The 13,306-nt window shown below is 69.5% G+C and carries 15 protein-coding genes; 5 read left to right on the plus strand and 10 right to left on the minus strand.

All coding sequences use genetic code 11. The features are described from left to right. The first annotated feature begins 107 nt into the window (after positions 1-107). Positions 108-1,154, plus strand: a complete 1,047-nt coding sequence (locus Q7W02_05620) for an LLM class flavin-dependent oxidoreductase (protein MDO8475665.1) — start codon at positions 108-110, stop codon at positions 1,152-1,154. Positions 1,155-1,178: 24 nt separating this feature from the next. Here Q7W02_05620 and Q7W02_05625 read toward each other — a convergent pair whose 3' ends face one another. Next, positions 1,179-1,499: a DUF411 domain-containing protein gene (locus tag Q7W02_05625; GenBank protein ID MDO8475666.1), complete on the minus strand. Its 321-nt coding sequence runs from the start codon at positions 1,497-1,499 to the stop codon at positions 1,179-1,181. Positions 1,500-1,696: 197 nt separating this feature from the next. Here Q7W02_05625 and Q7W02_05630 point away from each other — a divergent pair, with 197 nt between their 5' ends. The 4 genes from Q7W02_05630 to Q7W02_05645 all read left to right on the plus strand — a co-directional run bounded on the left by Q7W02_05630 (position 1,697) and on the right by Q7W02_05645 (position 5,590). Next, entirely contained in the window at positions 1,697-2,491 is a 795-nt protein-coding gene (locus Q7W02_05630; protein MDO8475667.1) for an enoyl-CoA hydratase, read from the plus strand. Positions 2,492-2,595: 104 nt separating this feature from the next. Next, positions 2,596-4,029: an amidohydrolase family protein gene (locus tag Q7W02_05635; protein ID MDO8475668.1), complete on the plus strand. Its 1,434-nt coding sequence runs from the start codon at positions 2,596-2,598 to the stop codon at positions 4,027-4,029. Positions 4,030-4,039: 10 nt separating this feature from the next. Next, entirely contained in the window at positions 4,040-4,915 is an 876-nt protein-coding gene (locus Q7W02_05640; protein ID MDO8475669.1) for an alpha/beta hydrolase, read from the plus strand. Between the two features lie 6 nt (positions 4,916-4,921). Continuing rightward, a complete protein-coding gene (locus Q7W02_05645) occupies positions 4,922-5,590 on the plus strand; it encodes a hypothetical protein (protein ID MDO8475670.1) in 669 nt (222 codons plus the stop codon). 46 nt (positions 5,591-5,636) lie between these two features. On the opposite strand, the gene Q7W02_05650 is transcribed toward Q7W02_05645, so the two are convergent. From Q7W02_05650 to Q7W02_05690, 9 genes are read right to left on the minus strand one after another with little or no spacing between them, the layout of a single operon-like run. After that, positions 5,637-6,710 carry an LLM class flavin-dependent oxidoreductase gene (locus tag Q7W02_05650; GenBank protein MDO8475671.1) on the minus strand — a complete coding sequence of 358 codons (1,074 nt, stop codon included), beginning with the start codon at positions 6,708-6,710 and terminating at the stop codon, positions 5,637-5,639. Further along, positions 6,707-7,669 carry a D-2-hydroxyacid dehydrogenase gene (locus Q7W02_05655; protein MDO8475672.1) on the minus strand — a complete coding sequence of 321 codons (963 nt, stop codon included), beginning with the start codon at positions 7,667-7,669 and terminating at the stop codon, positions 6,707-6,709. The genes Q7W02_05650 and Q7W02_05655 overlap by 4 nt, the downstream gene beginning before the upstream one ends. Then, positions 7,666-7,812 carry an amidohydrolase family protein gene (locus Q7W02_05660; protein ID MDO8475673.1) on the minus strand — a complete coding sequence of 49 codons (147 nt, stop codon included), beginning with the start codon at positions 7,810-7,812 and terminating at the stop codon, positions 7,666-7,668. Before Q7W02_05660 ends, Q7W02_05655 begins: the two co-directional genes overlap by 4 nt. A 12-nt stretch (positions 7,813-7,824) precedes the next feature. Further along, positions 7,825-8,967 (minus strand): amidohydrolase family protein, encoded by a 1,143-nt coding sequence (locus Q7W02_05665; GenBank protein ID MDO8475674.1) that lies wholly within the window; start codon positions 8,965-8,967, stop codon positions 7,825-7,827. Positions 8,968-8,991: 24 nt separating this feature from the next. Further along, positions 8,992-10,527 (minus strand): ABC transporter substrate-binding protein, encoded by a 1,536-nt coding sequence (locus Q7W02_05670; protein ID MDO8475675.1) that lies wholly within the window; start codon positions 10,525-10,527, stop codon positions 8,992-8,994. Beyond that, positions 10,524-11,645, minus strand: coding sequence for a zinc-binding dehydrogenase (locus tag Q7W02_05675; protein MDO8475676.1), 1,122 nt, complete (start codon positions 11,643-11,645; stop codon positions 10,524-10,526). Before Q7W02_05675 ends, Q7W02_05670 begins: the two co-directional genes overlap by 4 nt. Positions 11,646-11,675: 30 nt before the next feature. After that, positions 11,676-11,978, minus strand: a complete 303-nt coding sequence (locus Q7W02_05680) for a twin-arginine translocase TatA/TatE family subunit (GenBank protein MDO8475677.1) — start codon at positions 11,976-11,978, stop codon at positions 11,676-11,678. Between the two features lie 26 nt (positions 11,979-12,004). Further along, entirely contained in the window at positions 12,005-12,820 is an 816-nt protein-coding gene (locus Q7W02_05685) for a methyltransferase domain-containing protein (protein MDO8475678.1), read from the minus strand. A gap of 11 nt (positions 12,821-12,831) precedes the next feature. Next, positions 12,832-13,302: a cupin domain-containing protein gene (locus Q7W02_05690; GenBank protein ID MDO8475679.1), complete on the minus strand. Its 471-nt coding sequence runs from the start codon at positions 13,300-13,302 to the stop codon at positions 12,832-12,834. Positions 13,303-13,306 lie beyond the last annotated feature (4 nt).

Here is a 13,306-nt window from a genome sequence, read left to right on the forward strand (position 1 = left end):
TCGTGGTGAATAACCTCGTAGTGGAAAACGACGGGATAGTAGCACGCGGTGGGGGCCCTGAAACGCGCCTTGAACACGGAGGACCCCCGCGCTACTCTTGCCCCCTTATGCACTTCGGCGTATTCATCGAGGAGCTGCGGCCCGGAGTCGGCGAGGCCGACGCGTTCCGCGAAAGCTTCGAGACGGTGGACGCCGCCGAGACCCTGGGGTTCGACTGCGTGTGGCTCGGCGAGATCCACTTCAACCCGGCCCGCTCCGTGCTCTCCTCGCCGATCGCGATGGCCACCGCGATCGCCGCCCGCACCAAGCGGATCCACGTCGGGACGGCGGTGCAGGTCCTGCCGCTGAACCATCCGCTCCGCATCGCAGAGGACACCGCCACCGTGGACCACCTCAGCGAGGGACGCTTCGAGTTCGGGATCGGGCGCAGCGGAGCCCCGCGCGCCTACGACGTCCTCGGCATTCCCTACGGCGAGAGCCAGGCCCGCTTCCGCGAAGCGCTCGCGATCATCAAGGAAGCCTGGAAGGGCCAGCCGTTCAGCTACGAGGGCAAGTTCTACCGCTTCGAGAACGCGACCGTCGCGCCGCGCCCGTACCAGAAGCCGCATCCGCCCATCCGCATGGCCGCCAATACTCCCGACACGTTTTCGCTTGTCGGCGAGCTGGGGCTGGCGCTCTTCGCGGGCCTGCGCGACCTGGACATCCCCGAGCTGGTCGAGTGTCTTCAGCTGTACCGTCGCGCCTGGCGCGAGGCGGGCCACCCGGGACGGCCGAGCGTCTACCTCCGCATCCCCGTCTACGCGGGTCTCACGGAGTCGGGCGCGCTCGAGGAGCCGCGGGAGAGCATCACAGCCTTCTTCCGCCGCCAGGCCGACCTCATGAAGACCTCGGTCGGGCGGGCGGGCGCGGGCCCGGCGGACCGGCGCGCGGCCAAGGCGGAGCGGCTGGGGCAGCTGCCGTACGAGGAGATCCTTCGCACGCGCGTGGCATTTGGCACGGCCGCCCAGCTGATCGAGCGCCTGACCGAGCTCCGAGACGAGCTCGGCCTCGACGGCATCGTGGTCGAGCCGAACCCCGCCGGCCTGATCCCGACGGAATACGCCGCGCGGAGTCTCAGCATCGTAGCCCGCGACGTCATGCCCGCGTTCAAGTAAGTATCGTTGGTTCTTCGCGCAGCCCTAGCGGGTGGCGAAGACGGCGGTCTTGCCGGAGCGGTCGAAGATCAGGACCTGGTAGGGCTCGGACGTCTGGCCCGAGGACTCCATGCCGGGCGAGCCGGCGGGCATGCCGGGCACGGCGAGGCCCGCCGCGCGCGGGCGCTCCCGCAGCAGGCGGTCGATGAGATCGGCCGGCACGTGGCCCTCGATCACGTAGCCCTCGACGAGAGCGGTGTGACAAGCCTCGAGGCGCTTGGGGACGCCATAGCGCCGCTTGATCGGCGTGACGTCGGGGACGTTCTCCTCCTTGACCGGATAACCGCTGGCGCGCAGGTGACCCACCCACCCTTCGCAGCAGCCTCAGGTGGGCTCCTTGTACACAAGCACCGTGGGCTTGCCCGCCGCCGCGGCCGGCGTTCCGAGCAGGCCGATTAGCCCGACGGCGAAAAATCCTCTCCGAGAGATCCGGCCCGCGCTCATAGACGGGAGCATACACGATATGTTATCTAGGTTCCCAGTGAACCCCAAGGAGAGCATCCATGAGTGACGCGGCGCCCCTCTTGATGGAGAAGGACGGACCGATCGGCTGGCTCATCTTCAACCGGCCGGAGAAGCGGAATGCCGTGGGCATCGAGACGTGGCAGCTCATGCCGGACTACGTCAAGGACCTGGCCTCCGACGACGCCATCCGCGTGGTCATCCTGCGCGGGGCCGGCGACAAGGCTTTCGTCGCGGGCGCCGATATCTCGCAGTTCAAGGACCGCCGGCGCAACATGGAGGACGAAGCGGAGTACCGCCGCATCGGCGCGCGCGGACGCGAGGCGCTCGCCACGCTGACGAAGCCGCTGCTCGCCATGATCCACGGGTACTGCGTGGGCGGCGGCGTCGCCATCGCCATCGGCTGCGACATGCGCATCGCGTCGGACGACGCGCGCTTCGGCATCCCCGCGGCGCGCCTCGGCCTCGGCTACCACTACAGCGGCATGGAGCAGCTGATGGCCCTCGTCGGCCCGTCGTTCACGAAGGAGATCTTCTTCACCGCCCGCACCAACTGGAGCGCCCAGGACGCGCTCCGCATGGGCCTGATCAACCAGGTCGTGCCCAAGGCGGAGCTGGAGGCCTTCACGCGCGAGTACGCGCTCACGATCGCGAAAAACGCGCCGCTGACGATCCGCTCGGCCAAGGCCACCGTGAACGAGCTCTCGCGGCCGGCGGAGAAGCGCGATTTCGCCATGCTCGAGCGCCTGATCGCCGACTGCTTCAACAGCGAGGACTACCAGGAGGGCGTCCGGGCCTTCTCGGAGAAGCGTCGCCCGCAGTTCCAGGGGCGGTAGCAGGCACATAGCCCCCTCACCCTTAGGCCCCCTCACCCTGCCCTCTCCCCGCGACGGGGGAGCGGGAAAGACGGGGAGAGGGAGATACGCGCAGGAGGTGCCCGATGAGCGGCAACGGTCATGGAAGCCCGGCAGCCATTCGAGCGCGCTTGAACCATCCGGTGATCGACGCCGACGGGCACTGGCTCGAGTACCGCCCCGTCCTCGCCGAGCAGCTGCGGAAGGTCGGCGGGAGCGTTGCTGCGGACGGCTTTGCCTCGGTCGGGCGCGATACGCGCGAGGCGCTGTCCATGTCGGTGGACGAGCGGCGCCGGCGCCGGATCTCGCAGGAGGCATTCTGGGGTTCGCCCGAGCGGAACACGCGCGATCGGGCCACGGGCCTGCTGCCGCAGCTCCTCTACGAACGACTCGACGAGCTCGGCATCGACTTCGCGGTCCTGTACCCGACGGTCGGGCTGCGCGTGCCCCGCATCAGCGACGACGCCCAGCGGCGCGCCACGTGCCGGGCGTTCAACGTGGTCACCGCCGACTACTTCCGGGACTTCGCCGACCGCATGACGCCCGCGGCGGTCATCCCGGTGCACACGCCGGACGAAGCGATCGAGGAGTTGGAATACTGCGCGCGCCAGCTCGGTTTCAAGGTCGCGATGTTCGGCAGCCTCATCGCCCGCCCGGCTGCCGCCCAGGACGGCGCCGTCACGTGGTACGACCCGCTCGGCCTCGACAGCGAGTACGACTACGATGCGCTGTGGGCCAAGTGCGCCGAGCTTCGCGTCGCGCCGACCTTCCACACCGGCGTCCGCCGGCAGGGCCTGCGGCTGTCGCCGACGAACTTCACCTACAACCACATCGGCCACTTTGCCGCCGCCGGCCACGCCGTCTGCAAGGCGCTATTCCTGGGGGGAGTCACGCGGCGATTCCCGGGGTTGAACTTCGCGTTTCTCGAGGGCGGCGTGGGCTGGGCGTGCATGCTCTACGCCGATCTCATCGGCCACTGGGAGAAGCGCAACCGCAAGGCGCTCGAGCATACCGATCCCCGCTCCCTCGACCGCGCGCTGCTCATGGACCTCGTGCGGAAGTACGGCAGCGAGGACATGGCGGCCGCGCTGCGCGAGCGCGACGGCTGGCCCAACCCCGACGCCGTCACGGCCACGGGCGGCATCGCCGATCTGGACGACTACTCCGCGTGCCGGATCGAGCGCAAGGAAGACCTGCGGGATCTCTTCACCAAGCAGTTCTATTTCGGCTGCGAGGCCGACGACCGGAGCAACGCCTGGGCGTTCGACCGCCGCGTGAACCCGTTCGGCGCGCGGCTCAACGCCATCTTCGGCTCCGACATCGGCCACTTCGACGTGCCGGACATGCTGGACGTGCTGCCCGAGGCCTACGAGCTGTGCGAGGATGGCCTCATCACCGCCGACGACTTCCGCGATTTCACGTTCGCCAACGCCGTGCGGCTCTGGGGCACGGTCAACCCAGCCTTCTTCAGCGGTACCGTGGTGGAGAAGGCAGCCGCCCAAGTGCTCGGGACGGCCTGAGGAGCGAATCATGGCCATCAACGCAGCCGTCACGTCCGCGATCGACGTCGAAGATGTCGAATATCTCCGCCATGGGGACAAGCCGCTCCTGGCGCGCCTCTTCAAGCCGCGCGGCACGGGACCCTTCCCGCTGATCGTCGAGCTCCACGGCGGCGCCTGGTGCAAGGGCGATCGCCTGAACGACACCGCACTCAACGAGCCCCTGGCGAAGAGCGGCGTGGTCGTGGCGGCGCTGGACTTCCGCATGCCGCCGGAGGCCGGGTACCCTGCCTCGATGGCCGACATCAACTACGCGATCCGCTGGTTCAAGACACGCGCGACCGAGCTCGGCAGCCGCCCCGCCATGGTCGGCGTCCTGGGCATCTCGAGCGGCTCGCACCAGGGCATGCTGAGCGCGATGCGTCCGCGTGACTCGCGCTACTCGGCGATTCCGCTGCCCGCCGGCGCCCCTGCGGTCGATGCCACGGTCCGCGCCGTCGTCCTGTGCTGGCCGGTTATCGACCCGCTGGGGCGCTATCACTACGCGAAGAAGCTGAAAGCGGGCGGCAAGCCGTACCCGGACGTCGTGGATCAGGTGCTGCCGCTCCACGATCAGTACTGGCAGACGGAGGCCGCCATGGCCGAGGGCAATCCGGTCCTCGCACTCGAGCGCGGCGAGCGGGTCGAGATGCCGCCGGTCCTCTACCTCCAGGGCACCAACGACCCGGCGCACCCGCGTCCCCACCTCGATCGGTTCGTGGCCGGGTACCGCAAGGCGGGCGGCCAGGTCGAGCTGGAGCTCTACGACGACGCCGGGCAGTCGTTCATCACAAAGAACCCAACTTCACCTACCGCCGTCCGGGCGATGGACAAGATCATCGAATTCGTGCACAAGCAGATCCGGTAACGCCGCATGCCGACCAAGCTGAAGGGCGCGGGGCTCCTCATGGTCTGGGCGGACGTCCCGGCCGACAAGGAGAAAGAGTTCAACCGCTGGTACAACGAGGAGCATCTGCGCGAGCGGCTGGCCGTGCGGGGTTTTCTCTCCGGAGCCCGCTATGAAGCCGTGAAGAGCGGGCCGAAGCACCTCGCCTGCTACGAGCTGGAAGACGTCTCCGTGCTGGAGAGCGCGGCGTACAAGCGCGTCCAGGCGCACCCGACGGAATGGACCCAGCGCTGCTCTCCCGAGGCCATCGGCACGACATTCATCCGCAACGTCTACACGATGATCCACCCGAAGACGCTCACGCCGGAGGCGGCGCAGGGCGGCATGGCGCCTGCGCTCCAGATCGGGCGCATGGATGTGCCGCCCGAAGTCGACGCGGATTTCAACGACTGGTACAACACCATCTACGTGCCCAACTATGAAAAGGTGCCGGGCGTGATCCGTGGCCGGCGCTATCGAGCGGTGGTCGGCTCGCCGACGTACCTCACGCTCTACGAGTTCGAGCGGCCCGATGTATCCGAGAGCGCCGCATGGCTGGCCCAGCGGGACATCTCACCGGTGACGCACCGCATACGCCCGCACATGCGGCACGCGCCGGGCTCTCCCGGCATCTGGGTGAAGACGGTCCAGGGTTGACGCGGCACCCCTCACCCTACCCTCTCCCCAGTGGGGAGAGGGAGAGTTAGCGCTCCCCAGGGGGGAGAGGGAGACTTAGGGCGCGGCGCACGCGCGGGAGCACCTCGCGCGCCATCCGAGCCGTGTAGCCGCTCTCGGGATCGTCGGGGAACTCCGGGTTCGGGATCGGATGCAGGACGACGTAGTCGAACTCGGCCGGCGCGCCGCGGAGCACGTCGGTCAGCCGGTCGGCAACCTCGCGGGGGCCCCCGCGGAGGCTGAAGGCGTCGGCCGCGCTCTCCGGCAGGAAATCCACGACCCGTCCGCTCGCCTCGAGGTCGAGCGCGTGGTGGAAGTCGGGCCAGACCTTGTGTTCCCGCTTGAGCGTCTCCGGATCCTCCCCCGTCCACGTGAGGCGCGGCGGGTCGAACAACGCCGGCGAGTACTCGTAGTATCCGGCCGCCATGGACTTGGCCATCGTCAGCGCACGGGCCGGATCGTCCACGAGCACGGTGTGGAATACGGCGCCCAGGCGGACGGCGGCAGGGTCGCGCCCCGCGTCGGCTGCGCCCGCGCGGATGGCCTCGACGGCCGTCGCGATGTTCGCCTCATGCGTGCCCACGCGGATGAAGACCCCGTCAGCAACTCCGCCCGCCATCCGGAGCGTGCGCGGGCCGCCGGCGGCGATCCAGATCGGCACGGGCCGGTGGTGCGGCAGTCGCGCGGGCCGCTCGGCGCCGACGTCGACCGCCTCGCCGTCCAGCAGCGCGCGCATCAGGCGCGTGGCCGCCTCGAGCTCCTTCACCCGCGCCGGCTTCAGGCCGGCGAGTCTCACGGCCGTGTCGCCGACGCCCCAGCCGAGGAGCGTGCGCCCGGGCGCCAGCTCGTCGATCGTCGCGATCGAGGACGCGGTGACCGTGGGGTGCCGGTTCACGGGATTGGCAAGGAGGGTCCCGAGCGTGATGCGCTCGGTCGCGCGGGCCGCCGCCGCGAGCAAGACGTAGGTATCGCGCCGCCGGAGCTGCGAGTCCGGCTGGAGCGCCGCATCCCAGCCGAGCATCTCCGCCCGCCGCACGTCGGCGGCAAACGCGTCCACTGAGCGTGAGTCGAACCGGTTCAATCCGAAGCGGGGAATCTTCAATAGCCCTTCTGCTTGTCGATCAACGCGAGGAGCGGCCGTCCGTCCTGGAGCCGGCGCAGGTTCTCGCAGAAGGTCGCGATCACGCGACCCGCGCGGCGGGGCGACCCGCCCGCGGTGTGCGGGGTCACGATGACTCGCGGGTGCCGCCACAGCGGGTGATCCTTGGGCAGCGGCTCGGGATCGGTGACGTCGAGCCCAGCGCCCCAGATGAGCCCCTCGTTGACGGCCTCCCACACATCCTCGCCGCGGATGATCTCGCCCCGGGTGACGTTGATCAGGATGGCGTGCCGCCGCATCTGGGCGAAGCGCTCGCGGGTGAAGAGGTGGTGCGTCGCCTTGGTCAGCGGCAGGGCGATCACCACCACGTCGGATGCGCCCAGCAGATCGGCCAGGCGATCGGGCGTCCAGATCGCCTCCACGCCCGGCTCGGGCTCGACGGGCTCGATATCCACGCCGAGCACGCGCATCCCGAAGGCTACCGCGCGCTTCGCGACGGCGCGGCCGGTTCCCCCGAAACCCACGATGCCCATCGTCTGCTCGTAGAGCTCGCGCTGGTGCACGCGGATGGGCTCGCGCAGGTCGTAGTCCGGCGTGCGGATCGCGGTGTGCAGCCCGCGCGTGAGTCCCAGGAGGAGCGCAAAGGCGTGCTCCGAGAGATGGATGCCGACGTCGCCCTTCTCGCTGGCCAGCGGCACGTCGCTGTTCGCGAGCTCAGCCGTGAGGATATTGTCCACCCCCGCGCCGATCGAATGGTACAAGCGGAGCTTCGGGGCGAGAGAGAAGTTGTCGGGATGCACGCGCCCAAAGATGATGTCGGTGTCCGGCAGCTCGCGGCGCTGGGTGGCGATGTCCTTGGCCTCTACGATGCGGCCGCCCGATCCCGCGGCCTCGAGGATATTCGCGCGGTCGGCTTCGCTCAGCGCGGACACGATCAGATTCGGGACGAAGAGGATCTTCATACCGCGAAGGTGTAGAGGCGCGCGGCGTTCTCGCACACGATCTTCCGCCGCACGCCGGCGGGCAGGTGCCCCATCTCTCGCGCGATGTACTCGCGCGAGTCGGGCCAGATGCCGTCGGGATGCGGGAAGTCAGAGCCCCACATGATCTGGGCCGGCTACTTAATCAAACCGTAGAACTTCCCGGCGTTTTCGCAGGTGATCCTGTGCGTCGTCTCGGCCGGTAGGTGGCCGAACTGCTCGTCGATATATCTCGAGGACTCGGGCCAGACGCCGTCGCCGTGCGGGTAGTCGGAGCCCCACATGAGCGTCTCGACGCCCATGTCGTCGATCAGCTTTGTGCCGATCCGGTCGAACTGGAACGTGGCCTTGCACTGCCGGCGCCAGTAGTCGGAGGGCTTCATCGTGAGCCCCAGGTCGTGGAAGCGGTCCTCCCACTCGAAGTCCATCCGGTCGAGCGCGTAGGGTACCCAGCCGATGCCGCTCTCACCGAACGCGATCCTCACTCGCGGGTAGCGCTCCAGCACGCCGGCGCCGATGACGGCGGCCAGGATGTTGACGAGGTTCATCTGGAACCCGGAGACGACGGTGAAGAAGGCGGCGCGGCGGGTCCGGCCGGTCTGCTTGTCGAGCACGCCCGGCGGGAGCGCCGGGAACGTGTGGAAATGCAGCGGCAGTCCCACGTCGTTCACCGCCTGCCAGAGCGGCTCCCAGTCCGGATGCCACATGGGCTCCATGTCCCAGGAGCAGGAGAGCTCCATGCCGCGCACGCCCGAGCCGGCGACGCGATGGATCTCCTTGACGGCCGCGCCGATGTCGCCGTACGGCAGGCAGGCGAGCCCGATGTACCGATCGGGGTCGTGACGGACGAAGTCGGCGAGCCAGTCGTTGTAGACGCGGAACATCTCCGTGGCGGCCTCGTGGTCCCCGAGCCGCGTTGCCGCCCCGAGGATGCCGTAGAGGACCTCGGCCTGGACGCCGTCGCGATCCATGTCCTTGGCGCGCAGGTGAGGGTCCGCTGGGCGGCGGATGCCCTTCTTGCCGTCTGCGTAGAGGCCGGTCGCCGCCATGACATCCACGCGATGGTGTTGGCCCGGCACGTACTTCGACCCGGCGGGGCCGACGCCGCCCACGAGCCCGAAGGAGGTGCCGTTCTTGGACGTCCAGAACGGGCCGTCCGGTCCGTCGGTGACGTACGGCATCCTATCTTTCAGACCCGCCGAGGCGCCCGAGGTGAACAGATCCGGTGGCACCCAGGGCAGATCGATGTGGCAGTCGGCCGAGATGCGCGTGTAGTTCATGGTGTCATCCTCGCTGGAGTCGGTTCACGGCTTGAGACGCACATCCTCGTACGGCGCCGAGTACGGGTGGAACGGGATCAGGGCGAGCGCCGGCTCCTCGACCCTCGGGCCGACGCCGCGGATGAACCCGTTCTCCCAGATCGGCGCGAAAATGGTGCGGTCGTGCAGGATCCGCTGGATCTGGTGGAGCAGCTCTTCTCGCTTGCGCCGGTCCAGCTCGCGCGCCTGCCTCTCGAAGAGGTCCTGGACCTCGGGCAATGATCCGGCGGCGAATGCCCCGCCCTTGACCGCCATGATCTGGAGCCGCGTCGCCGCGTTACCGGACGGACCCAGCCCCGCAAAGACCACGCCCTTGAGCTTGCCCTCCCGCCAGGCGGAGAAGAAGGCGGCGCGCTCCATCGTGCGGATCCTGAGCCGGATGCCGACGGCGGCTAGGTAATTCGCGATGGCCTCCCCGGCGCCTTCGTACGGCGGCGCGATGGTGAAGTCGCCGCCGTCGAAACCCCCCGGATGCCCGGCCTCGGCGAGCAAACGCTTGGCCCGGGCAGGGTCGTACGGGTCGGCGGCGATCGGCAGGGCGAACTCCATCGCGCGCGGCACCACGTTCCCCGTCAGCCCCGCGAAGCCCAGCTGCTCGGCCGTGTTGAGCGCGGCGCGGTCGATCGCGAGGCTGGCCGCCAGCCTGACGCGCGCGTCGCGCCACGGCGAGGCCGCGTCCCACTGGTCCCGGAAGTCGAGGGAGAAGATGGTGTTGCTGCGGACCGCCATGAGCTTGAGCCCCGGCGTGCGCCTGACGTCCTCGGCGATCGGCCCGTTCAGGAAATACGCGATGTCCACGTCGCCCCGCTTGAGCGCGGCGGCGCGGGTGGTCTCGTCCGGCAGGCTGCGGAAGACGAGCCGCTTGACGCGCGGGACTTTTCGCCAGTAGCCCTCGAAGGCCTCGAGCGTCATCTCGACGCCGGGTGAAACACTGATTACCCGGTAAGGCCCGGCGCCGACCGGCGCCTTCTTGAATCCGCCCTCGCCCACGGCCTGGACGTACTTGCGGGGCACGATCCACCCGGCGCTCGTCGCCGTGGTGCCGTAGAACGTGATGAAGTCCGGCCAGGGCTCCTTGAGGCGGAACTGGATGCGCCGCGCGTCGAGGGTCCGGACCTCTTTCACCTTGTCCTTGAGGAGCTGCGAATTGGCGCCCTTGTAGCGCTCGAAGGAGAACTTCACGTCGTCGGCCGTCAGCAGCTCGCCGTTGTGGAAGCGGACGCCGCTCCGAAGCAGGAACTCGTACACGAGCCCGTCGGGGGACAGCGACCACGATTCGGCCAGGCAGGGCGCGGTCACGCCCGAAGGCATCGGCTTCAAGAGCGCGTCGTGGACTGCGTAGAGCGTTAGGTACGGCGTGATCGAACCCTCGTTCTCTGCCGGATCGAGCCAGCGGGGGGCGAGCGTGAAGTGCACCGCCCAGGTCACCTGGCCCGACGGCGCCGGATCGGCCGCCACCGCCGGCGTCGCGGAGGAGACGAGACAGAGCGCCAGGAGGACCCCGCGGGCGAGCGTGCTCACATCGAGATCGCGGCGCGGGAGAGGCGCTGCGGCCCGGCCTGGCGTTCCCGCCAGTCGGCCTGCTGGAAGGCGTCCGAGATGCGCTCCAGCGGGAACACGTGGGAGACGACGCGCTCGAAGGGAAAGCGCTTGAGGTTGCGTCGCAGGAACGCCAGCGACTGCTCGAGCGCCCATGGAGAATAGTTCGAGGTCGCCACGAGGCGCACGTTGCCGCGCACCAGCGCGGTGGCGTCGTAGGAGAAGACATTGCCGGGCGCGATGCTGCCGACCTCGAGGTAGCAACCGCCGCCGCGCAGCATGCGCAGGCCTTCGGGAATGACCTCGGGATAGCCGACTAGGTCTGCGACGACATCCGCGCCGAAGCCGCCCGTCAGCTCCTTCACCGCGTCCACGCGCCGATCGGCCGTCGGCAGCTCGACGGCGTTCAGCGTGTGGTCGGCGCCGAACGCGCGGGCGAGCTCAAGCCGGTCGGGCAGCCGGTCGATCACGATGATCTGGTCCGCGCCCATGTCGCGCGCCACCGCCACCGCGTTGATGCCGAGGCCGCCCGCGCCCTGCACCACCACCGTGTGCCCCGCGCGGAGCCCCGAGCGCCTGAGGCCGTAGAGCACCTGGGAGAGCGCGCAGTTGCTTGGCGTCGCGACGTCGTCGGAGATCTCGTCGGGGATCTTGAAGACGAAGTGCCCGGGGCGCAGGTAGTAGTAGTCGCCGTAGGCGTTGTTGAAGTAGGGCGGCGTGCCCGCCACCCGGTTGGGCCGCACCTTGCGCTGGCAGCTGCCCATCTCGTCGTGGAGACAGACGGGACAGCGTCCGCAGGGGAAGAAGTAGCAATACGTCACGCGGTCGCCCTCGCGCAGCGGCTGGCCCATCGAGTCGGCGGTGACGCCCGCCCCCAGCCGCTCGACGCGCCCGCACATCTCGTGGCCGAACGTCAGATCCTGCGGGCTCGCGCCGTAGGTCTCCTTCATCTCGCCGCGCCAGATGTGCAGATCGAAGCCGCAGACTCCCGCGCGCGTCAGCCGCACGAGGATGGCGCCGGGCTCGACCTCCGGCACGGGATACTCCCGCAGCTCGAACTCGCCTCCGTACGCCCGCAGCACCGCCACCCGGCCCTTCATACGCCCTCCCCGACGGATCGCAGCCCCATGTCAGCCTCCGGGCGTCGGCGCCTTGGCGGCCGGCGCGCCGCAGCTGGGGCAGTGCGTCCACGCCGCCTCGAGCGCGCCCTTGCAGGAGCCGCACAGCCGTGCTGACACCGGCGCCGGGCCCGCGGAGGCGGCAGGCTGGGGCTTGGGCGCCTGCTCCTCCTCCGACTCCGACGCGACCCCCTTCTTGAACTCCCTCATCGATTTGCCGAGCGACTTCACCAGGTTCGGGAGCTTGCTCCCCCCGAACAGCACCAGCACGATGACCAGGATGATCATCATCTCCAGCGCGCCCATGCCAAACATGTCTGATTACCTCCCTTCGCTCAATACTACGGCCGGCGCGCCGAGAACACGAGGGCGCGCAGGGGGAACGTCACGGGGTGATCGCCGAGCTCGGCCGCGATCGCGGCGGCCACGGCCTGCTTGATCTCGCCGAGCGCCTCTGGACGGCGCTCCATGATCGCACCCAGGATCGGGTTGCCCTCGATCAGCCCCGTCGCCGCATCCGCGGCGGACGGGCTCGTCCCGGTCTTCTCGAGGCGCATCCACGCGATCTCTCCGAACCCCGCCTGGCCGAGGAGCGCCCGCACCGGCTCCGGGTCGTGAAGCGAGAACGGCACCTTGTAGAACGTCGGCGGGTCGGCGGGGAAGAACGTGGCGACCGTCTCGTGGGCGATCCGCGCGACCGGGTTGTGGACGATCGCATCCCAGACGTTGAACAGGTAGCGGCCCCGCGGCTTGAGCACGCGGAACGCCTCGCGAATGCCGGCCGCCTTGTCCGGGAAGAACATGAGCCCGAACTGGCAGACCACGGCATCGAAGGAGCCGACCGGGAACGGGAGCTTCGTGGCGTCCGCCGGCTGCCACTCGACGAGGCCGGGCCCGGCCGGGAGGTTGGCGCGACCGTGCGCGAGCATCGCCTCGTTGAGGTCGGTGGCCACGAGCGAGCCGTGGCCGCGGATCCGATCGGCCAGGCGCCGCGTCACGATGCCGGTGCCGCACGCCGTCTCGAGGACTCGCATGCCGGGCGCCACGGGCAGACGGGCTGCGAGGTCGTCGGCGTAGCCATAAAAGAAGATCGGGCCGAGATACCGGTCGTAGTTGCCGGGGATCTCGCCCACGAACGCCGCATTGCGGTCTGCCATGGTTCCGCCCGTCACGCGCGCCATTCGCGCGGGCCGTCGTCGGCGTAGCCGCACTGCTCGCACGGGCTGTAGTAGTGCGCCGCGGGCGGCATGGCGACGGCCAGGCGCAGCGACAATCCCTCGCCGACGTTCCGGATGTGGTGGACGGTGCCGCGCGGCACCCACACGATGTCGTCCTTGGCCGCCTGGATGACGGTACCGCCGGTCAGCTCCCACTCGAGGCGCCCCTCGAGCACGACCCACCACTCGTCGAACTCCCGGTGCCAGTGCGGGCGGTTGCCGCCCCCGGGCGCGCTCGCGATCAGCGTCACGAGCTGGCGCTCGTCGGCGATCAGCCGCTTCACCCACGGCGCGGGTCCCATCGTGGCGGCCACGTCCGCGACGCGCGTGTGCAGGACATTGGGCCACGTCGCGCCGGCCGCGGGCGGGCTCGGGCCGTCCGCCAGCCTGCCGATGACGATGCTGACCGGCGCCTCCGCCATGGGG

It is taken from the genome of Candidatus Rokuibacteriota bacterium (assembly GCA_030647435.1).
GTDB lineage: Bacteria > Methylomirabilota > Methylomirabilia > Rokubacteriales > CSP1-6 > AR37.

Excerpts from the sequence above, each read along its gene's own strand:
- Q7W02_05690 (MDO8475679.1), bottom strand. The coding sequence starts at position 13,302 with ATGGCGGAGGCGCCGGTCAGCATCGTCATCGGCAGGCTGGCGGACGGC.
- Q7W02_05665 (MDO8475674.1), bottom strand. The coding sequence starts at position 8,967 with ATGAACTACACGCGCATCTCGGCCGACTGCCACATCGATCTGCCCTGG.
- Q7W02_05660 (MDO8475673.1), bottom strand. The coding sequence starts at position 7,812 with ATGTGGGGCTCTGACTTCCCGCATCCCGACGGCATCTGGCCCGACTCG.
- Q7W02_05680 (MDO8475677.1), bottom strand. The coding sequence starts at position 11,978 with ATGTTTGGCATGGGCGCGCTGGAGATGATGATCATCCTGGTCATCGTG.
- Q7W02_05640 (MDO8475669.1), top strand. The coding sequence starts at position 4,040 with ATGGCCATCAACGCAGCCGTCACGTCCGCGATCGACGTCGAAGATGTC.
- Q7W02_05620 (MDO8475665.1), top strand. The coding sequence starts at position 108 with ATGCACTTCGGCGTATTCATCGAGGAGCTGCGGCCCGGAGTCGGCGAG.
- Q7W02_05685 (MDO8475678.1), bottom strand. The coding sequence starts at position 12,820 with ATGGCAGACCGCAATGCGGCGTTCGTGGGCGAGATCCCCGGCAACTAC.
- Q7W02_05675 (MDO8475676.1), bottom strand. The coding sequence starts at position 11,645 with ATGAAGGGCCGGGTGGCGGTGCTGCGGGCGTACGGAGGCGAGTTCGAG.
- Q7W02_05655 (MDO8475672.1), bottom strand. The coding sequence starts at position 7,669 with ATGAAGATCCTCTTCGTCCCGAATCTGATCGTGTCCGCGCTGAGCGAA.
- Q7W02_05630 (MDO8475667.1), top strand. The coding sequence starts at position 1,697 with ATGAGTGACGCGGCGCCCCTCTTGATGGAGAAGGACGGACCGATCGGC.
- Q7W02_05635 (MDO8475668.1), top strand. The coding sequence starts at position 2,596 with ATGAGCGGCAACGGTCATGGAAGCCCGGCAGCCATTCGAGCGCGCTTG.
- Q7W02_05645 (MDO8475670.1), top strand. The coding sequence starts at position 4,922 with ATGCCGACCAAGCTGAAGGGCGCGGGGCTCCTCATGGTCTGGGCGGAC.